Source organism: Solirubrobacter ginsenosidimutans (genome assembly GCF_027587205.1).
Genome location: NZ_JAPDOD010000004.1, coordinates 74,972 through 93,264, shown reverse-complemented (window position 1 = coordinate 93,264; position 18,293 = coordinate 74,972). Strand labels below are relative to the sequence as shown.

Here is an 18,293-nt window from a genome sequence, read left to right as displayed (position 1 = left end):
GTCTCTCCGGGACGTTCGGAACCTACCAACTTCGTTCAAAGTGCGGTAGCTTTCGCATGGATGCGCTACGGGTTTCGTCTCATGTTGGTGCTCATCCCCCTGATCGCCGGGGTCGTTCTGACCGTGGTGATCGCCGGCGGCGGGGATGAGACGCCCTCCGGCAAGAACGCGTCCGCGGCGGCGACGCCCGCCCCCGCGCTGCCGCCGATCCAGGGGCTGCAGATCGGCGTCGAGGGGCTCATCTACAACGTCACCGACGTCCGCCTGCTCGATTTCGACAGCCCGTCGGCCGCGCCGTACCTGACCAACCTGCAGCGTCCGCCCAAGGGCAACGCCTTCCTCGGCGTGTTCCTGCGGGTCTACAACCCGACCGGCCGCGCCATGGGCAGCGCGCCCGGCTTCCTGCTCGAGCCGAGCAAGAACCCGGAGCTGGTCGAGCAGAACAAGGCCACCGAGAGCCCGTACAGCTTCAAGCTCGGCGCGTCGGTGCCGGCCAAGGGCGTGATCCCCGCACCGGGCAGCGCCGCGGCTTCCGGCCAGTTCCCGGGCGGGCTGCTGCTCTACGGAGTCACGTCGAACACGACCAAAGCGCAGCCGCTCGATCTCGTGATCCATACCGCCAAGGGCGCGATCGCCAAGCTGCGGCTCCCGCCGGTCCCCCAGGTGAATGGCAAGCCAGGACATGGCTAGCCGATCCCCGGGAAGCGCCGCGCCAGCGCGCTGAGCGCGGGCGCCCAGTACTCCTCCAGCACGCGGTCGGCGTCGTAGGGGAGGGCGTGCTCGCGCGCCTGGGCGGCGAGCGCCGAGCGCTCGGCCGCGCTCTGCGCGTAACACGCCTCCAGGCTCTCCACGAGCTCCTCGAGACGCGGGCGCGCCTGCCATGACGACTGGTCGCTCCAATAGCGCTCGTAGCCGACCTTCCAGCCCGCGCCGCACACCTCGCGCATCGCCGTGAAGTCGGTCACGATCGCGGGCACGCCGCAGGCCTGCGCCTCGAGCACGGTGAGCCCGAACCCCTCGCCCATGGAGGCGTTGAACAGCACGTCGAACGTGGCGTAGGTCGCCGCCATGTCCTCCGGCGCGAACGGCTCGTACAGGTAGCGGTACTGGTCGACGACGATCACGGATCGCTCGTCGATCCCGAGGTCCTCGATCAGCGACGGCAGGTGCGTGCCGGACTGCATGCCGGAGAGCTCGGTGTGCAGGTAGAGGATCGCGTCGTCGTGGCGCTGACGGAAGATCGCGAACGCCTCGATCATCTCGGCCAGCGACTTCCGCGACGGCGCGCCCTTGTTGACCGCGACGATCCCGACCACGAACGCGTCGGCGGGCAGGCGCGCGGCGGCGCGCGCCGCACCCCGGTCCTGCGGCGTGAAGACGTCGGTCGCGACGCCGTGTGGGATGTAGAGCGGGTCGAGCTCGCTCAGGCGATCGGACCCGAAGCGGCTCATCGCGATCGGCACCGCGCCGGTGGCCTTGAAGAACGCCGGAACGGCCGGCGGCGCCGGGTCGTGGTCGACCGGCGTCCAGCAGGCGACGTTGAGCCCCGCGAACGCCGACGGCTCGAGCACGAAGACGTCCACCAGCGTGATCACGAGGCCTGGCGAGGGCCCGAAATGGCGCTCGGCGTGGGGGCGCAGGATCTCGTTGCCCCAGCCCGCGCCGCTGCCGGGGTAGACCCGCAGCGCGCCGAAGTCGAACGGCGAGCCCGTGAGCCCCTGGAAGGCGCTGATGCCGACCTCGTGGATGTCCGCCAGGCGCGGCGCGAACATCGCCGCCTGCTGGCCGTAGCCCGACGCCGACCAGGGCGCGTTGCTGTGCAGGAGGATCTTCATAGGTCCTCCACCAGTCGCCAGAAGTCCCGCGAAGCTGACTCGATCGCCTCAGGTTTCTCGAGCCACGCCAGCGCGCCGACGTTGCGGTTGACGATCAGCTCGCAGCCCGCCGCCCACGCCTCGACCACCGCGCGCCCGAACGGCTCGGGGTGGGTGGGAAGGAAGACGAAGCGCCGGTAGAGCCGCAGGATCGTCCCCACGTGGTCGTGCGGGACCGGGCCCTTGACGCGGACGCGCGCGGTCTCGGGGACCGCCACGTGCCCCCAGAAGTCGACCGGCTCGTTGGCCTCGGCCCACTCGCACGCCTGCAACAGCCCCTTGCCCGCATGCTGGCCGGAGCCCAGCCAGCACGCCCCGCGCACCCGCTTGCGGCCGGCGCTCGCGCCGTAGCGTCCGAGCCCGATCGCGGGCGGGATCAGCCTCGAGCCCTCCGGGACCGTGTGCGGAAAGCGCGCGCGATGCAGTGGCGAGGTGAACACGTTGGTCGCGTGCGAAAGCGCCCAGCGCAGCAGCGTGGTGTGCGCCGCGCTGTCGGGCCACGCGAGGTCATGCCAGTAGCGCAGGACAGGCTTGCCCGCGAGCGCGTCAACGGTCTCGGCCGGATAGCTGACCGTGTTGTGCACGCAGGCGACATCGCACGCGGCGAGCGCGTCCAGCGCGCCGGGCGGGCACTCGACGACCTCGATCCCCGAAGGCGCCGCGGCCCGGAACTCCGCCTGCGTCAGCTCGGCCCCACCGGCGAACTCGACCGTGTCGGCCAGCCATGCCACCTTCATGCCAGCGCCTCCCGCCAGCGCGGGGCGAGCATGGCCATCGAGTGGCGCTCCTCGACCGCGCGGCGCGCCCGCGCACCCACCTCGGCGCGCATCGCGGGGTCGTCGACCAGCCGCAGTAGGACCTGCCCCAGCTCGTCCGGCGTGCGCGCGTGAAAGCCGGTGACGCCCGGCTCCAGCGAGGAGTGCAGCCGCGGATCGCCGACGAACGGCATGCCCCACGCCGCCGCCTCCAGCCAGCGCAGCGGGCTGCGCGCGCGCCGCCAGGCCGCCTTGCCCAAGGGGTCGAAGACGATGTCGAAGACGCTCATCGCCGCCGGGAGCTGATCCGGCAGCACCAAGGGGATCGAGAGGCAGCGTTCCGGCGCCACCGCGCCCGACTCGGACAGGACCTCGCCGTAGGGCTCGCCGATGCTGACGAAGTTGGCGACCGACCGCGCACGCAGGACGCCCGCCACCTGCGCCAGCCACACGCGCATCTCGTCGTATTGCAGCGTCCGCCCGGACCAGCCGATGTTGACCGTGTCGTGCGGCGGGCGGGTGAGCGTGTAGGCCGCGAGGTCGATCCCGCTCTCGCAGACGTGCGTGTTGGCGTTGAACGCGCCGTAGCGCTCGGCGATCTGCTCGGTCGCGCAGATGACACCGTCGCAGAGCTCGATCAGCGACTCGACCAGCGCCAGCGCCTCAGGGGCTTGGCCGAACGCGTGCAGGTCGTAGTCGATGTCATAGAACACCCGCGTCCCGGACGCCTGCGCGCGTGCGATCACGTCGAGCCAGCCGTCCTGCGCCGGCGTCTGCACGACCAGCACGTCATAGCTGTCGAACGCGGGCAGCCCGTCCTGCCCGCGCACACTCCCGCGCCCGACCACCGACAGCGGCGGTGGGGCGTCGAGCCCGCACCAGTCGCAGCCGAGCGCCTGCGCCGGCAGCATCACGCGGTGATAGCAACTCGCGTCGGCCGTCTGACCTACGAACAGCGCGTCCATCACAGCCCGCCGGCGAGTTCGGCGACGGGGAGGTGCGCCCACTTGCGACGCAGGATCTCGAGGCTCTGGTCGTGCCAGCGCTGCAGCTTCTCGTCCGGCCGCGAGCGGAACAGCGACTCGTGGTGGATCGCCGTGATCGCCGGCTCATAGAGGCAGCGGAAGCCTGCCTGGAAGACGCGCAGGCAGTAGTCGACGTCCTCGTAGCCCATCCGGAACTCGGGGTCATACGGGCCGACGCGCTGGAGCACCTCGGCGGGGATGTACTGGAAGGCGCCGGTGACCGGGCAGACGGTCTGGACGTTGGCCTCGGGCAGGTTGCCGGGCGCGTAGCGGAAGCGGTGCTCGAAGACGTTCGCGATCAGCGAGAAGTACAGCCCGGCGTGCTGGATCAGCCCGTTCGGGTAGAGCAGGCGGGCGCCGACGAGCGTGGGCGACGACGCGGCGCGCCGGCAGCGGTTCAGCCAGCCGGGCGTGAGCATCACGATGTCGGCGTTCATCAGGATCGCCTCGCGCCCCTCCGCCAGCGCCCGCTGCAGCCCGACGTTGACGGTTCGCGAGAACCCCTCGTTGGTCTCGGAGCGCACCAGCTCGAAGCCCGCCCGCTCGTAGCGCTCCTCGAAGACGTCGACCAGCCACGGCGCCGGTGAGCAATCGTCGATGATCAGCACGTCGACCGTGTCGGACACCGTGCGCCGGATCGACTGCACGCACTCGCCGAGGATCTCCATGTCGGCCTCGTGCGACATGTAGTTCGGGATCACGACGAGCGGTTTCATGCAGCCCTCGCGGGGATCCGGATCGGGGCGCGGTCGGCGATCCGCTGCTCGATCGCGTCCAGCGCCGGCAGCCAGTCGCGCTCGAACACGGTGTCGACGTCGTAGTGCAGCGCGTGCTCGCGGGCACGCGCGCCGAGGGCACGGCGATCCGCCTCCGGGAGCGCGTAACACGCCTCCAGCGAGTCGACGAGCTCGTCGACCTTGGGCCACGCCTGCCACGAGCGCATCGGCGTGCGCACGCGGTCGTAGCCGACCTTCCAGCCGGCGCCGCAGACCTCGCTCATCGCGGTGAAGTCGGTGACGATCGCCGGCACGCCACATGCCTGGGCCTCGAGGATCGGCAGCCCGAAGCCCTCGCCCATCGCGGGATTCAGCAGCACGTCGAACGAGCTGTAGAGGTCGACCAGGTGCTCGGCGGGGAGCGGGTCGAAGCGGTAGTGGTACTGATCGGCCAGCACGACCGCATCCTCGCCGAGCCCGAACGCGGCCAGCAGCGGCCGCAGGTCGTAGCCCTCGTTGTAGTGGCCGGTGACCTCGGTGTGCAGGTACAGCAGGGCTTCGCCATGACGGGCGCGGAAGGCGGCGAACGCCTCGACGATCTGCGGCAGCGACTTGCGCGACGGGACGCCCTTGTTCATCGCCACGGCGCCGACCACGAACGCGGACGCCGGCAGGCCAACGCGCTCGCGCGCGCCCTCGCGCGCGTGAAACAGCGTCGTGTCGATTCCGTGCGGCACATACAGCGGGTCGAAGCCCGCGAGGCGATCCTGTCCGAACCGTGACATCGCGATCGGGATCGCGGCGGTCTGGGCAAGGAACGCGCCGACCGACGGCGGTGCCGGATCGTGGTCGACCGGCAGCCAGCACGCGACGTCCAGCGCGCGCCAGAGCTGCGGGTCCAGCGCCGGGACGTCGAGCAGCGTGAGGACCAGGCCCCCGCGCAGCGCGCCGAACACCGACTCCGCGTGCCCGAGGATGCTCTCGTCGCCGTAGGTGCCGCCGACGCTGGGCAGCACGTCGATGTCATGCCAGCGCAAGCGGCCGCCCTGAAGGCCGTGGAACGCGCTCAGCGACAACTCGACGCGGCCTGCGAGCCGCGGCGCGAACAACGCGACCTGTTGCCCGTATCCCGACGGGCTCCAGGGCGCGTTGCTGTGCAGCAGGACCTTCACACCCCTACGCGGGGCACTTCTGGCGCTTCGTGCGCCCCGGCAACAGGCAGCTGTCGCTCCGCTGCGGCGCGTGCCCACGGCGAATCGTCACGATGGTTACCTCACTGACATAGCCCTTGCGCGCGATCGTCAGCTGGATGTGCGTCCCGGCCTTCAGCGTGCGCTCGAATTTCGCCAGGTGCGACGTGTGGCCGCCCTTGACGGTCTGCTTGCGCACGGGGCAGGTGCCCTTGCTGCAGGCCAGCGTCGTCGTCGCGCCCTTCGGCGCCTTGACCGTGAACGTCGTGATGCGCGCGCCGGTCGAGGTGTACTTGCCGACGATCCGGACCACCGGCTTGGGCTTGATCCGCTTGGAGCCGGCCGGGAGCGCCGGGCCGGGCTTGCTCGCGGTGGGAGTGACATCGAAGCTCGGGCCGCCAGGCGTCGCCGGCGGAGCGGGCGTGTCGCCCGAGCTGGTCTTCACGACCGCGGTCGGATCCGAGGCCTTGTAGCTGGAGTCGTCGCCCTCCGCCGCCCACATCGTCACGCGGATCATGCTGCCCGCGTCCGCGTTCTGGACCTCGTACGCGTCCGTGGTCGCGCGCGGGATCGTTACGCAGTCTTCGAAGTCGGTGTCAGGGCAGCGCAGCCACGTGAAACCGGTCGCCGCGTCGGCGCTGCCCGAGTACGCGCCGTTGACGGCGTGCAGCGTTTCGCCGACCATCGGCGTGCCAGTGATATCCGGCGCCCTCGTGACGACCGGTGGGTCGGCCGCGGCAACCACACTCGGCCAAGCGAGCGCAGCTACGGCGCCCAGCGCCAACAGGCCATCACGGATGGCGCCCTTACGAGTGAAGATCCAGACCACCTTCGCCCTCCTCCAGGGTTCGACGGCGATTGTGGCTTTCCCAGCGGAAGCGGTCAAGGTCAACGCGCCGAATTTATTAGTCGCTCACTTTTGCCGGGTGGGGGACTAGCTTTTGCGTCTTCGGTGCGGTAGAAGTCGGGGAGTTGGGTCTGTGAGTTGTGTCGCAAAGTCTTTCCCCCGGGGGGCGATGGCCGCCCGGATCCCCGCCAGTGGAGGAGGAGCAGGTGAAGGAGAAACACTCAGGAGGCCGTCTGGATCGACGCGGTTTCCTGGCTGCTGCCGCAGGAGCTGCGGCTACGGGAGCCGCTGCCGGTGCATTGGGACCGCTTTCCGGCGCTGCCGGAGGCAAGGTTCAAGCCAAGGGCGCCAAGGCCAGTGGGGACGTGTGCCTCGAGCACCCGATGGAGCTGCCGAAGATCCGTCGCGGCTCGATCCTGTACACGCTGCCGGCCACCGCGTGGAACACGAAGGACCTGTTCCTTCAGCACATCGCGTTCATGAAGGACCTGAACATCAACGCGTGGGAGTTCGCGGGGCAGTACCCCGTGGTCGACGGCGTGAACCTCGGCACCAACCCGGCGGGTTGGGCCACCTTCGGGTCCTACGCGAAGCAGTACGGGTTCCGCATCGTGGGCACCCACGACGGCCCGAACGCTTCGAGCGCCGCGAACCTCGGTTCCGCCATCACGAAGATGAACGGCTGGAACTGCAACCAGCTCGGCGCCGGCAGTGGTTGGCCGAGCGTCCCGGGCGCGGGTACGGCGATCACCACGCCGACCACGATCTCCGCCTGGCAGGCGAGCTGCGCCACCATGAACAGCTGGGGCAAGGCGTTCCAGACCGGTGACGGCAGCGGCGTCCTCGGCGCCAACCCGGCGTTCACGTCGGGCCTGTTCAACGGCAACCCGGTCGCGGGTCGCCCGTGCGCGCGGTACTACCGCCACTTCCACTCCGAGCAGGGCAAGTGGATCACCGGCACCGGCACCAAGTACGACAACAACTACATCTCCGCCGTCGCGTACACCGAGCTGGACTTCCAGTACTCGTACGCGCAGTCTGACCTCTGCTGGCTGCTCGACGGCCTGTGGATGTCCGGCGGCGGCCCGAGCATCGGGCTCCAGGGCGCCGGCGATCCGAACCCGGGCCAGGGCAAGAACCGCCTGATGGCGCCGGACGTCATCGAGCGCTGGCAGGACCGCGTCGCCACCTTCCACGTGAAGGACCTCGGCCCGAACGATCAGGGCACGCAGGTCGCCAACGTCGGCGACAACAACGGCCCGGGCGCGGCCGCGTACCCGTTCGGCGCGGTGCCGTACGACCCCAGCCAGGACACGGTGCCGTTCCAGGCGATCTTCGAGCGGCTGCGCCGCCCGGAACGCCACGAGTACCTCTACGAGCGCGATGGCCAGAGCGGCACGGTCACCAGCAGCGCGTACTACAAGAAGCTGTACGTCCAGGTGTCGGACATGTTCGACAAGCTCGAGCTGGACCGCACGCTCGTCCGCAAGCCGTTCGTGTTCCCCACGAGCGACGCGGAATGGGCGGCGATCGGCGTGACGGCCATCGGCCAGCGCCCGCCGGAGACGTCCGGGGCCCCCGGTCCCGCGTGCCCGCCGAAGCTCTCGGGTGGGTCCGAGGTCGGCGACACGGTCGAGGTCACCGACCTCGGCGTGTGGTCGCGCTTCTCCGAGAAGGCGCGCAACTTCAACTACGTCTGGCTGCGCGACGGTGCGCCGCTGGCGAGCTACAACGGCGCGCCGATCGGCCCGGAGGACGGGCCGTGCCACACCGACGACGAGCCGACGTACACGCTCACGCAGGATGACGTCGGACACTCGATCAGCTGCCAGGTCACGGCGCTGAACCCGAAGAGCACCCAGGACAGCGCGTCCTCGCAGATCACCAACGCCATCGCCGTCTCGGCGAAGCCGCTGCTCGGCACTCGCACGCTCGGCTCGGGCTCCTCGACGCTCACGGCCGGTCTCCCCGAGGCCTACCGCGCGCAGACGGGCGACACGGGCGGCACCGTCGACTCGCTCCAGGTCTACGTCGAGGAAGGCACGACCGCGAACTGGCTCGTCGCCGGCATCTACACGAACTACCACAACCATCCGGACCTGCTCCTGGCCACCGGTGAGGTGCGGATCAGCCGCAACCGCGCCGGCGGGTGGGAGACGGTGGACATCGGTTCCGTCAAGCTCGCCAAGAACACCAAGTACTGGATCGCAGTGCTCGGCACGGGCGGCAACCTCAACGTCCGCAACTACGACGGCGCCAACGGCTTCTCGCCCAGCGAGACCTACAAGCGCACGAAGGGCGACGCGGCCGAGCTGCCGACCGCCTGGAAGACCGGCACGGTCTACCCGCACGACGGTCCGCTGACCGCCGCCGCCGGCTAGTCCGCATCGATCGCTGACCCGCGGGGCCCGGCTGATGCCGGGCCCCGCGTCGGTTGACCGCCAGATCGGGGCGCGAAAGCGACACCGGTCAGACGGGGCAGCTCATTGGCGGCGGGTACGGCCGGCCGCGAGGGTCTGGGGCATGCCCCCACGTGCCAGAGCCCTCCTCGCCGCCGCGCTGCTCGCGCTCGCGGCACCGTCCATCGCCGCGGCCGAAACGCCGCTCCCCGATACGCCTGACGCCGAGGTGTGGACGACCGACGGCCCGGTCCGGACGATCGCCACGGTAGGGGAGACCACCTACCTCGGGGGCACCTTCAGCTACATCGGCCCACCGACCGGTGCCGCGGTGTCACTCGACGGGGCCGGGCACGCCACGCCGCTGGGACCGGTGCGAGGCCAGGTCCGCGTCGCGATCTCCGACGGCGCCGGAGGCGTCTATCTGGGCGGGCAGCTCCAGGTCGTGGGCACGAAGACGGCGTCGAACCTGCTGCACGTGCTCGCGGACGGAAGCATCGACCCGGCGTTTCACCCGCCCGCGTTCTCGGGCGGCGGCGGCGCCTTCACTCAGGGCGTGCGCGCGCTCGCGCTGTCGGGGCAATCGCTCTACGTCGGCGGCGACTTCCTCCACGCGGGCGCGGCGGTGCGCACGGCGCTCGCGGCGGTCGATGCGGCCGACGGACACCTGCTGCCCTTCGCGCCCGTGTTCGCCGAAAGCGGGGATGTCGCGAGCGTCAACGCGCTCGCGGTCGACGGCACGTTGCTCTACGCGGGCGGCGAGTTCGACCACGCCGGCGGCGGCGCCCGGCAGAACCTCGCGCTGCTGAACGCCCAGGGTCAGCTCCTGTCCGGCATCGCGGGCGCCGAGCCTGACGGCACCGTCGAAGCGCTCGCCGTCCAGGGACCGCACCTGTACGTCGGTGGGCAATTCGGCAAGCTCGGGGCTTCCGCCGGTGCATACCTGCGCCGGTACTCGCTGTTCAGCGATCAGCCCGATCCGACCTGGCTGCCCGCGCCCGACGGCAGCGTGTGGTCGCTCGCCGCGACGGGTTCGGCGATCTACTTCGCGGGCTACTTCACCCACGCGGGGAAGGGCGCGGGCGCGCCGCGAGCCGGCGTGGCGGCGGTCGCTATCGGTGACGCGAGCGCGACGGCGTGGGATCCGGCGCCCAGCGGCACGTTGAACGGCCTGAGCACCGCTCGCGTGTCGAGCCTGCTGGTGTCGGGGGGAGCGGTCTACGTCGGCGGGTCGTTCACGACGCTCGGCGGGCAGCCGCGGAGCGACCTCGCGGCCGTCGATCCCGCGACCGGTGCGGCGACCGCCTGGGATCCGAGCGCGGGCGGTGACGTGTCGGCGCTGGCCGCGACGCCGGCGGGGATCGTCGCGGGCGGCTCGATGGCCTCCTTCGGGGGCGTGCAGCGTCGCAACCTCGCGGCGCTGGGGGAGAACGGCCGGCCGACGCCGTGGCGCGCCGACACTGACGGCAGCGTCGCCCGGCTGCTGGCGGACGGCGACACCCTGTTTGCCGGGGGCAGCTTCCTGCACGTGAACGGGGTGGGACGCGCGCATCTCGCCGCGCTCTCGGCGGTCACCGGTACGCCCAGCTCGTTCGAGCCCAAGCCGGACGGTGACGTCTACGACCTGCTGCTCACGCCCGATCACGCGACGCTGTACGTGGCCGGGACCTTCGCCACGCTCGGGCAGTCGGCGGCGGTCAGCCGTCCGCACCTGGCCGCGGTGTCGACGACCACCGGCGATCCGACCGCCTGGCGGCCCGCGCCGGACCAGTGGGTCGGGCGCATGGCGTTCGCGCCCGACCGCTCGGTCCTCTACGTCAGCGGCGTCTTCGGGCACATCGGCGCGCAGTCGCCGCAGCTCGCCCGCCGCTCGATCGCGGCGCTGACGCTCGACGCCGGTGTCGCGACCGCCTTCGAGGTCGTGATGCCCGTCGGCGGGATCTACGACCTGCTGCCGCTGGCGGACGACGTCTATGTGGCGGGGAGCTTCACCAGCCTCGGCGGCGGGAAGCGCAACGGGTTCGCGGCCGTCGGCCTCGACGGGATCGCACGGCCGTTCGACCCGCACCCGCTGACCAACTCCGGCGGCGTGCTGGCGCAGACCGCGTCGGGCTCGCTGCTGATCGGCGGCTCGTTCTACGGGCTGGCGGGAGCCACTGACCGGACCTCACTCGCCGAGGTCGACCCGGCGACGGGCGCTCCGCTGCCCTGGAATCCGCGCGCGACCGGGATCCCGGGCATGATCGCGGTGGCCGGGCGGCACGTGTGGGTGGGAGGACCGGGAGCGATCGGCACCGTCGCCGACCAGGGCCTCGCGCGCTTCACGCGGCCGGCGGCGCAGCCTGACGGAGGTACGGCGGAGCCGGGCACGGATGCGGGAGGCGGCACGGATCCGGGTGTCCCGGCCGCACCCGCGAGTGACATCACCGCGCCCCGGCTCTCGGCGGTGTCACTCACGAGGAAGCGGTTCGCGGTCGCGAAGGGCGCCACCGCGCTGACCGCTCGCGCGGCGGCCAAGGGAACGGCCCTGCGGCTCACGCTCAGCGAGGCGGCGACCGCGCGTCTCGCGATCGAGCGCGCCCTGCCGGGCAGGCGCACCGGGCGCGCCTGCCGCCGCGCCTCCCGCGCCACCGCCCACCGCGCGCGCTGCACGCGCTACGTCGCCGCGGGCGCGCTCACCCGTCGCCTCGGCGCCGGCGCCGCCCGCATCGCGCTCAGCGGCCGGCTGGGCTCCAAGCCGCTGCGTCCCGGTCGCTACCGCCTCGTCGTGTCCGCCCGCGACGCAGCGGGCAACGCCTCGGCCCCGGCGACCCTCGCGTTCACGGTCGTTCGTCGCTGATCCCCTTGACACGAGGCATGTAGTTTTGATTTCATAATAGTTATGGATCAGCAACTACATGCCTCCGGGTCGCTCACCCGCAATCGCAAGGTGGGTGTGCTGCTGATCTGCTGCCTGAGCCTGTTCGTCGTCGGCCTCGACATCACCGTCGTCAACGTGGCGCTGCCGTCGATCGCGCGCGATCTGGACGCCGGCATCTCCGGGCTGCAGTGGACGGTGAGCGCCTACACGGTCGTGCTGGCGAGCCTGCTGCTCTTCTCGGGCTCGACCGCGGACCGGTTCGGCCGGCGGCGCATCTTCGTCGTCGGCCTGGCCGTGTTCTCGCTCGCGTCGCTGCTGTGCAGCCTGGCGACGAGTGTCGGTCTGCTCGTGGCCTTCCGCGTGCTGCAGGCGGTGGGCGGGTCGATGCTCAACCCGGTCGCGATGTCGATCGTCACCAACACGTTCACCGAGCCGCGCGAGCGGGCGCAGGCGGTCGGCGTCTGGGGCGCCGTGTTCGGCGTGTCGATGGCGCTCGGCCCGGTCGTGGGCGGGATCGTGGTCGACGCGATCGGCTGGCGGCCGATCTTCTACGTCAACGTCCCGATCGGGCTGATCGCGATCGTCCTCGCGCTGCGCTTCATCCCCGAGTCCAGGGCGCCGCGGGCGCGCCGGTTCGACCCGCTCGGGCAGGCGCTGGTGATCGTGTTGCTGTCGACGCTGACGTTCGGCATCATCGAAGCGCCGAGCCAGGGCTGGGCCTCGCCGGTGATCGTGGGCGCGCTCTCGGCGTCGGTGGCGGCGCTGGCGGGCCTCCTGTGGCACGAGCCTCGCCGCGAGGAGCCGCTGATCGACCTGCGGTTCTTCCGCTCGATCCCGTTCTCGTCCTCGATCACGATCTCGGTGGCCGCCTTCTCCGCGTTCGGCGGGTTCCTCTTCCTCAACACGCTCTACCTGCAGGACACGCGCGGCCTCTCCCCGCTGCACGCCGGCCTGGCGACCGTGCCGATGGCGCTGATGACCGTGATCGCGTCGCCGCTCTCGGGCCGGATCGTCGGGCGTCGCGGTCCCCGGATCCCGCTCCTCGTGTCCGGCTTCTGCCTCACGATCGCGTCCGCGATGCTGATCGGCATCGAGCCCGCGACCCCGCTCGCGCACCTGATCGCCGCCTACGTCATCTTCGGCATCGGCTTCGGGCTGGTCAACGCGCCGATCACCAACGCCGCCGTCTCGGGGATGCCGCGGGCCCAGGCGGGCGTGGCCGCGGCGCTGGCCACGACGTCGCGGCAGTTCGGCCAGACGCTCGGGGTCGCCGTCGTCGGCGCGATCGTCGCGTCGCAGGCGGGCGGGTCCGCCGGGGCCGACGTGGTCTCGGCGGGTCATGCGGCCTGGTGGGTGCTCGTCGCGTGCGGTGGCCTCGTCTTCCTCCTCGGGCTCGTGGCGACGGGCGCGCGCGCCCGCGCCTCTGCCCGCAGCACGGCCGTCGCGCTGAATCCGGAGGCGCTCGTTGCGTAGCCTGGGGGCGGATGAATGACCCATCGGCCACCGCGCGCGACGTCTGGCTGCTCATGTCCGACCTCGTGCTCGACAACCAGCGGCGACGCGAGGTCGCCGACGCCGTGGGCATCAGCTTCGGCCGGACCCGCGCGATCCGTCGCCTCGCCAAGCGCCCGATGTCCATGCGCGAGCTGGCGACGGCGCTGGGGATCGACCCGCCGAACGCGACCGTGGTCATCGACGACCTGGAGTCGCAGGGGTTCGTGCGCCGGCGGCCGCATCCCACGGATCGGCGCGCCAAGCTGGTCGAGACGACACCGAAGGGTCAGGCGCTCGCCGAACAGGCCGACGCCATCCTCGCCACACCGCCGCCGGCGCTGAGCGCGCTCAGCCCCGACGAGCTCGAGACGCTGCGGCAGCTCCTCGCGCGGGCGAGCGTCTAGGACACCGCTTCGGCGAGCCGCGGATCCGGCGCTCGGACCCGGCTGCCGAGGGCGGTGAGGTCGATGACCTGATCGAGCGACAGCTCTGACCCGATGCGGATCGCGGCCGTGTCGGCGGACACCGTGACATCGCGTCGGCGACCGGCGACGACGACGCTCACGCGGGTGCCCGAGCGCTCGTCGCCGACCTGCGAAGCGACCTTCGACGGCCCTGTACCGACGCGCCGCACGTGCACGCCGTACTTGCGGACCAGTTCGGCGACGAAGCCGTCGGCATAGCACTGCCGCGTCTGCGGGCTGATCGTCGCGGCGTACGCCCGCTGCGCCCCGCCGGCGTCGGAGAACTGCAGCGCCGCGGTCACCAGCTGCACGCCGCTCTCGTTGACGACCATCGACGCGCCGTCGCCGGACCCGCTGTGCCGCGCCCGCATCGCCGCGGGGCATCTGACGCCGTAGCCGCGCGGTAGCTGCACCAGCTTGTAGCCGAGGAAGTCGCCGGGAATGGTCTTCGTGACGGGCTCCTGCGTCCCGCAACCGGCGAGCAGCGCGACGGCGAGAGCGAGGAGCGGGAGGCGAGCCATCGCGCGGAGTCTCGCGCCATGGCCACCCAGCGGCAATCGGGGAACCACCCCGAGGTTTGCGCCGCCGCAGATGCATGACTGGTCATGTATCTGCGCTATGATTGTCCGAACAACCAACCAGGCGGACGACATGCAATTCGGCATCTTCTCGGTCAGCGACATCACTCGAAATCCAGTCACGGGGTACACGCCCAGCGAGGCGGAGCGGATCGCCGCGATCGTGCAGATCGCCCGGCGCGCCGATGAAGTCGGGCTCGACGTCTTCGCGATCGGCGAGCATCACAACCCGCCGTTCTTCTCCTCGTCGCCCACGACGCTGCTGGCGAACATCGCCGCCCAGACCGAGCAGATCGTCCTGAGCACCGCGATCACGCTGATCACGACCAACGACCCGGTGAAGATCGCCGAGGACTACGCGATGCTCCAGCACCTGGCCAAGGGGCGCCTGGACCTGATGCTCGGCCGGGGCAACACCGTGCCGGTGTATCCGTGGTTCGGCCAGGACATCCACAAGGGCCTCGAGCTCGCGCTGGAGAACTACAACCTGCTGCACCGGCTGTGGCGCGAGGACGTCGTGGACTGGGAGGGCAGCTTCCGCACGGCGCTGCAGGGCTTCACCTCGATCCCGCGGCCGCTGGATGACGTGCCGCCGTTCGTCTGGCATGGCGCGATCCGCACGCCGGAGATCGCCGAGCAGGCCGCCTACTACGGCAACGGCTACTTCGCCAACCACATCCTGGCGCCGAACTTCCACTTCAAGCCGCTGGTGGACCTCTATCGCCAGCGCTTCGCCCACTACGGCCACGGCACCCCGGAGCAGGCGATCGTCGGGCTCGGCGGCCAGTCCTACATCGCCAAGCGCTCGCAGGACGCCGTCCGCGGCTTCCGTCCCTACTTCGAGGGCTCGCCGATCTACGGCACCAGCTACCGGCTCGAGGACTTCATGCACGGGACGCCGCTGACCGTCGGCAGCCCGCAGGAGGTGATCGAGAAGACGCTCACCTTCCAGGACGGCTTCGGCGACTATCAGCGCCAGCTGTGGGTCGTGGACGCGATGGGTCTGCCGCTCGAGGAGGCGCTGGAGCAGGTCGAGTTGCTCGGCACCGAGGTCGTGCCGACGCTGCGCAAGGAGCTGGAGTCCCGCCGCGCCGCGGGCGCGCCGGACGCGCCGACGCACGCGAGCCTGGTGCGGGCGAAGTACGGCGACGCCGAGCCGCGCCAGCCGCGCCCGAACCCCAATCGCGGCGACAACGTGACCGGGACCTCTCCCTACCAGGACTCGGATCCGGAGCTCGTCGCCGATCTCCCGCTCGTGGGCTGAGCACGATGCCGAGCCGCACCCGCATCGCGAACGAGGCGTGGGAGGCGCTGTTCCGCGCGCAGGCGACGGTGGGCCGGGAGCTCGCCGGCGCCGACGTGTGGGACCGGGTCAGCTCGAGCGAGTACGGCGTGCTCTACGCCCTGTCGAAGGCGCCGGAGGGCATGCGGATCACCGAGCTCAGCGGCGACGCGCTGCTGACGCAGGGCGGCATCTCGCGCCTCGTGGCGCGGCTCGAAACGTCCGGGCTGCTGGAGCGCGTGCCCGATCCCGATGACGGCCGCGCCTCCCGCATCCGCCTCACCGAGGCCGGCGCGAGCGCCCAGCGCCACGTCGGCCTGCGCCACGGCCACCACGTCGCGCAGATCATGACCCAGGCCTTCAGCGTCGAGCAGCTCGAACAGCTGCGCGCGCTCTGCGAAACCCTCACCGAAAGCGCCGCACCATGAAACGTCTCGTCGTCATCAGCGCCGGCACCGGCAACCCGTCGTCCACCCGCCAGCTCACCGATCGCCTCGCGCAGAAGAGCCTCGATCTCCTCGACGACGCGACGGTCAGCGTGATCGAGCTCGGACCGCTGGCCGCCGACACCGCGCGGGCAGCCGTCGCCGGCTTTCCCGGCGAGGTGCTCAAGCAGGCGATCGACCGGCTCGCGGTCGCCGACGCGATCATCGCCGCCACCCCGATCTACAAGGCCGGGATCAGCGGGCTGTTCAAGACCTTCATCGACGTGCTCGACAACGACCTGCTCGTCGCTAAGCCGGTCCTGCTCGCGGCCACCGGCGGCGCCGCGCGCCACGCGCTCGTCATCGACGACCAGATGCGCCCGCTGTTCGCCTACATGCGCGCGCTGACGCTCCCGACCTCGGTCTACGCCGCCCCTGAGGACTGGGGGACCGGCGACCTCGGCCAGCGCATCGAGCGCGCCGCGACCGAGCTCGCGGTGCTGGTGCGCGCGGGCGTGGAGCAGCAGATCGCCGACCAGGCGTGGTCGGGCTACCAGCACCAGTTCGCCGGCAACGCCAGCCGCGCGGAGCGCACCGCGGCCGACCTGGATTTCGAGTCCCCGCTGATGCGGCTCGCCGCGGGCGGCCAATAGACGGCGGCGGAGGAGCCCGACGCCGTCGCGCGGTCCAGCGAGGCCGTCGACGCGCCCGAAGGCGCGGCGGTGTGACCAAGGGCTGACGGCCGGCAGGGGGGACGCGAGGGGTTCCCCCTGGATTGCCGCGTGACGGCGGGCGTCTTTGGCGGTGAACCCACTCCCAAGGAGACCCGCCATGACCTCGCTCCGCCACCTGCCGACGAGCTTCTTGCTCGCGGCGCTCGTCGCCATGCTCGCCCTCGCCTTCGGTGCCGCGGCGCGCGCCGACGCCGCACCGACCCAGTTGACCAACGCCGCGCAGCGCCAGAACGCGATGGAGGTCCTGGCCAACGGGACGGTCGCACTGCGTCCGTCCAAGGCGGCCTCGTTCCGCCAGAAGTGGGAGAAGGAGCCGTTCGGCACGATCGGCTTCCGCTTCCGCAACCTGGCGACCAACGCCTGCCTGATCACGCCGTCGACCGCCATCAACAACGAGGTGCTGCGTGTCGGCGCCTGCGGCGGGGTGGGCAGTCGCAACCTGTGGGGCGTCCGCAACCCGGTGAAGTTCAACGGTGCCGGCCAGCCCGTGAGCGTGCAGACGGGGCAGGCTCCGCTCCCGGATTCGACGGGCCTCCTGCGGCTGCGCCCCGCTTCGTTCGTGGCCTCCCTCGGCCCGATCGCCGAGTACTTCGGGATGTAAACCCCGCAGGCCCCTTCTCCTTAAGGAAGTCAACGGTGTAAAGTCATCGTAGATGAATTCATTCTTGAGGAGGTCGCGCATGTCCGCCCAGAACCGATCTGAAGGCTTCTGGGCGGGGTGCGCCGCGCATTTCGCCGCGGCGCGCTTCGCGGTGATCGGACTCGTCCTGCTGTTCGGGTTCTCGGCGGTGTTCGCGGCCGCGTTCCACAATCCGCAGCCGCATCAGGTCAAGGTGGCAATCGTGGGTCCGCCGGAGGCGTTGCGGCAGGCGCGCGCGACGCTTGACCCGCAGCAGTTCTCCGCCGTCTCGTATCCGACGGAGGCGGCCGCCCGCGAGGCGCTGCGCGCGGAGGCGGTGCACGGCGGCTACGCGAACGGCCGCATCCTGGTCGCGTCGGCCTCGGGCTTCGTCGCCGCGCAGAAGACCGGTCAGGCGCTGCAGGCGCTCGATCCGCGGGCGGCGGTCGTCGACGTCGCGCCGCTGCCGGCACACGATGCCCGCGGGCTCTCCCCGTTCGTCACCGTGACGGCCACGACGATGGCGAGCATGGTCTTCGCGGTCCTGCTGACGTTCGCCGGCGGGCGGCACGCGCTGCGCGCGCGGATCGTCGCGCTGCTGCTGGTGGCGGGGCTCGGCGGAGTCGCGGTCGCGCTGTCGGTCGACACGATCGTCGGGGCCTTGACGGACGACTTCTGGGGTCTGGCCGGGGTGATCGCGCTGCTGATCCTCGCCGTGGCGCTGACGGTGCATGGCCTGGGGCGCCTGATCGGCCACGCCGGCGTCGGCGTCGCCGCCCTCACCTTCATGCTCGTCGGGATCACCTCGTCGGGCGGCGGCGTCGGGCAGCAGTTCGAGCCGGGCTTCTACCGCGCCGTGTCGCAGGTGCTGCCCAACGGCGCCGCGCTGACCGCGGTGCGCAACGACGTCTACCTGTCAGGTGCGCACACGGCCGGAGCGCTCGCCGTCCTCTGCGCGTGGGCGGCGGCGGGCGCGGTGGCGCTGCTCGTCGGCCACCATCGCGGACCGCTCTTCGCGACCGCGTGACCCG

17 protein-coding genes are annotated in these 18,293 nt (G+C 71.3%); 10 read left to right on the top strand and 7 right to left on the bottom strand.

The annotated features are described in order from the left end of the window. Nucleotides 1-81: 81 nt before the first annotated feature. Entirely contained in the window at nucleotides 82-690 is a 609-nt protein-coding gene (locus OM076_RS07025; protein WP_270038783.1) for a hypothetical protein, read from the top strand. Here OM076_RS07025 and OM076_RS07020 read toward each other — a convergent pair. Genes OM076_RS07020 through OM076_RS06995 form a run of 6 tightly spaced genes read right to left on the bottom strand, consistent with a single transcriptional unit; the run spans nucleotide 687 to nucleotide 6,245 of the window. Beyond that, a complete protein-coding gene (locus OM076_RS07020) occupies nucleotides 687-1,835 on the bottom strand; it encodes a glycosyltransferase (protein WP_270038782.1) in 1,149 nt (382 codons plus the stop codon). The two genes, OM076_RS07025 and OM076_RS07020, sit on opposite strands and share 4 nt — an antisense overlap. Then, nucleotides 1,832-2,611 carry a glycosyltransferase family protein gene (locus tag OM076_RS07015; RefSeq protein WP_270038781.1) on the bottom strand — a complete coding sequence of 260 codons (780 nt, stop codon included), beginning with the start codon at nucleotides 2,609-2,611 and terminating at the stop codon, nucleotides 1,832-1,834. The genes OM076_RS07020 and OM076_RS07015 overlap by 4 nt, the downstream gene beginning before the upstream one ends. Further along, nucleotides 2,608-3,594 (bottom strand): glycosyltransferase family protein, encoded by a 987-nt coding sequence (locus OM076_RS07010; RefSeq protein WP_270038780.1) that lies wholly within the window; start codon nucleotides 3,592-3,594, stop codon nucleotides 2,608-2,610. Before OM076_RS07010 ends, OM076_RS07015 begins: the two co-directional genes overlap by 4 nt. Next, nucleotides 3,594-4,370, bottom strand: coding sequence for a glycosyltransferase family 2 protein (locus OM076_RS07005; protein WP_270038779.1), 777 nt, complete (start codon nucleotides 4,368-4,370; stop codon nucleotides 3,594-3,596). The genes OM076_RS07010 and OM076_RS07005 overlap by 1 nt, the downstream gene beginning before the upstream one ends. Continuing rightward, nucleotides 4,367-5,542, bottom strand: coding sequence for a glycosyltransferase (locus OM076_RS07000; protein ID WP_270038778.1), 1,176 nt, complete (start codon nucleotides 5,540-5,542; stop codon nucleotides 4,367-4,369). The genes OM076_RS07005 and OM076_RS07000 overlap by 4 nt, the downstream gene beginning before the upstream one ends. Nucleotides 5,543-5,546: 4 nt before the next feature. Next, nucleotides 5,547-6,245, bottom strand: coding sequence for a hypothetical protein (locus OM076_RS06995; protein ID WP_270038777.1), 699 nt, complete (start codon nucleotides 6,243-6,245; stop codon nucleotides 5,547-5,549). A gap of 461 nt (nucleotides 6,246-6,706) precedes the next feature. Here OM076_RS06995 and OM076_RS06990 point away from each other — a divergent pair, with 461 nt between their 5' ends. The 4 genes from OM076_RS06990 to OM076_RS06975 all read left to right on the top strand — a co-directional run bounded on the left by OM076_RS06990 (nucleotide 6,707) and on the right by OM076_RS06975 (nucleotide 13,564). Beyond that, a complete protein-coding gene (locus tag OM076_RS06990) occupies nucleotides 6,707-8,788 on the top strand; it encodes a hypothetical protein (protein ID WP_270038776.1) in 2,082 nt (693 codons plus the stop codon). 142 nt (nucleotides 8,789-8,930) lie between these two features. After that, on the top strand, nucleotides 8,931-11,645 hold the full coding sequence (locus OM076_RS06985; RefSeq protein ID WP_270038775.1) for a hypothetical protein: 2,715 nt from the start codon (nucleotides 8,931-8,933) through the stop codon (nucleotides 11,643-11,645). A gap of 42 nt (nucleotides 11,646-11,687) precedes the next feature. Further along, nucleotides 11,688-13,139, top strand: a complete 1,452-nt coding sequence (locus tag OM076_RS06980; protein WP_270038774.1) for a DHA2 family efflux MFS transporter permease subunit — start codon at nucleotides 11,688-11,690, stop codon at nucleotides 13,137-13,139. A gap of 11 nt (nucleotides 13,140-13,150) precedes the next feature. Continuing rightward, a complete protein-coding gene (locus OM076_RS06975; RefSeq protein WP_270038773.1) occupies nucleotides 13,151-13,564 on the top strand; it encodes a MarR family winged helix-turn-helix transcriptional regulator in 414 nt (137 codons plus the stop codon). Here the strand turns inward: OM076_RS06975 and OM076_RS06970 are convergent. Beyond that, nucleotides 13,561-14,145, bottom strand: coding sequence for a hypothetical protein (locus OM076_RS06970; RefSeq protein WP_270038772.1), 585 nt, complete (start codon nucleotides 14,143-14,145; stop codon nucleotides 13,561-13,563). The two genes, OM076_RS06975 and OM076_RS06970, sit on opposite strands and share 4 nt — an antisense overlap. A 130-nt stretch (nucleotides 14,146-14,275) precedes the next feature. Here OM076_RS06970 and OM076_RS06965 point away from each other — a divergent pair, with 130 nt between their 5' ends. The 5 genes from OM076_RS06965 to OM076_RS06945 all read left to right on the top strand — a co-directional run bounded on the left by OM076_RS06965 (nucleotide 14,276) and on the right by OM076_RS06945 (nucleotide 18,289). Next, nucleotides 14,276-15,466 carry a CE1758 family FMN-dependent luciferase-like monooxygenase gene (locus OM076_RS06965; protein ID WP_270038771.1) on the top strand — a complete coding sequence of 397 codons (1,191 nt, stop codon included), beginning with the start codon at nucleotides 14,276-14,278 and terminating at the stop codon, nucleotides 15,464-15,466. Nucleotides 15,467-15,471: 5 nt separating this feature from the next. Beyond that, nucleotides 15,472-15,912 (top strand): MarR family winged helix-turn-helix transcriptional regulator, encoded by a 441-nt coding sequence (locus tag OM076_RS06960; RefSeq protein ID WP_270038770.1) that lies wholly within the window; start codon nucleotides 15,472-15,474, stop codon nucleotides 15,910-15,912. Beyond that, entirely contained in the window at nucleotides 15,909-16,562 is a 654-nt protein-coding gene (locus tag OM076_RS06955) for a CE1759 family FMN reductase (RefSeq protein ID WP_270038769.1), read from the top strand. Before OM076_RS06960 ends, OM076_RS06955 begins: the two co-directional genes overlap by 4 nt. 178 nt (nucleotides 16,563-16,740) lie before the next feature. Beyond that, on the top strand, nucleotides 16,741-17,244 hold the full coding sequence (locus tag OM076_RS06950; protein ID WP_270038768.1) for a ricin-type beta-trefoil lectin domain protein: 504 nt from the start codon (nucleotides 16,741-16,743) through the stop codon (nucleotides 17,242-17,244). A 79-nt stretch (nucleotides 17,245-17,323) separates the two neighbouring features. Beyond that, nucleotides 17,324-18,289, top strand: a complete 966-nt coding sequence (locus OM076_RS06945; protein WP_270038767.1) for a hypothetical protein — start codon at nucleotides 17,324-17,326, stop codon at nucleotides 18,287-18,289. Nucleotides 18,290-18,293 lie beyond the last annotated feature (4 nt).

Excerpts from the sequence above, each read along its gene's own strand:
- OM076_RS07025 (WP_270038783.1), top strand. The coding sequence starts at position 82 with ATGTTGGTGCTCATCCCCCTGATCGCCGGGGTCGTTCTGACCGTGGTG.
- OM076_RS07020 (WP_270038782.1), bottom strand. The coding sequence starts at position 1,835 with ATGAAGATCCTCCTGCACAGCAACGCGCCCTGGTCGGCGTCGGGCTAC.
- OM076_RS07015 (WP_270038781.1), bottom strand. The coding sequence starts at position 2,611 with ATGAAGGTGGCATGGCTGGCCGACACGGTCGAGTTCGCCGGTGGGGCC.
- OM076_RS07010 (WP_270038780.1), bottom strand. The coding sequence starts at position 3,594 with ATGGACGCGCTGTTCGTAGGTCAGACGGCCGACGCGAGTTGCTATCAC.
- OM076_RS07005 (WP_270038779.1), bottom strand. The coding sequence starts at position 4,370 with ATGAAACCGCTCGTCGTGATCCCGAACTACATGTCGCACGAGGCCGAC.
- OM076_RS06995 (WP_270038777.1), bottom strand. The coding sequence starts at position 6,245 with ATGGTCGGCGAAACGCTGCACGCCGTCAACGGCGCGTACTCGGGCAGC.
- OM076_RS06985 (WP_270038775.1), top strand. The coding sequence starts at position 8,931 with ATGCCCCCACGTGCCAGAGCCCTCCTCGCCGCCGCGCTGCTCGCGCTC.
- OM076_RS06980 (WP_270038774.1), top strand. The coding sequence starts at position 11,688 with ATGGATCAGCAACTACATGCCTCCGGGTCGCTCACCCGCAATCGCAAG.
- OM076_RS06975 (WP_270038773.1), top strand. The coding sequence starts at position 13,151 with ATGAATGACCCATCGGCCACCGCGCGCGACGTCTGGCTGCTCATGTCC.
- OM076_RS06970 (WP_270038772.1), bottom strand. The coding sequence starts at position 14,145 with ATGGCTCGCCTCCCGCTCCTCGCTCTCGCCGTCGCGCTGCTCGCCGGT.
- OM076_RS06965 (WP_270038771.1), top strand. The coding sequence starts at position 14,276 with ATGCAATTCGGCATCTTCTCGGTCAGCGACATCACTCGAAATCCAGTC.
- OM076_RS06960 (WP_270038770.1), top strand. The coding sequence starts at position 15,472 with ATGCCGAGCCGCACCCGCATCGCGAACGAGGCGTGGGAGGCGCTGTTC.
- OM076_RS06955 (WP_270038769.1), top strand. The coding sequence starts at position 15,909 with ATGAAACGTCTCGTCGTCATCAGCGCCGGCACCGGCAACCCGTCGTCC.
- OM076_RS06950 (WP_270038768.1), top strand. The coding sequence starts at position 16,741 with ATGACCTCGCTCCGCCACCTGCCGACGAGCTTCTTGCTCGCGGCGCTC.
- OM076_RS06945 (WP_270038767.1), top strand. The coding sequence starts at position 17,324 with ATGTCCGCCCAGAACCGATCTGAAGGCTTCTGGGCGGGGTGCGCCGCG.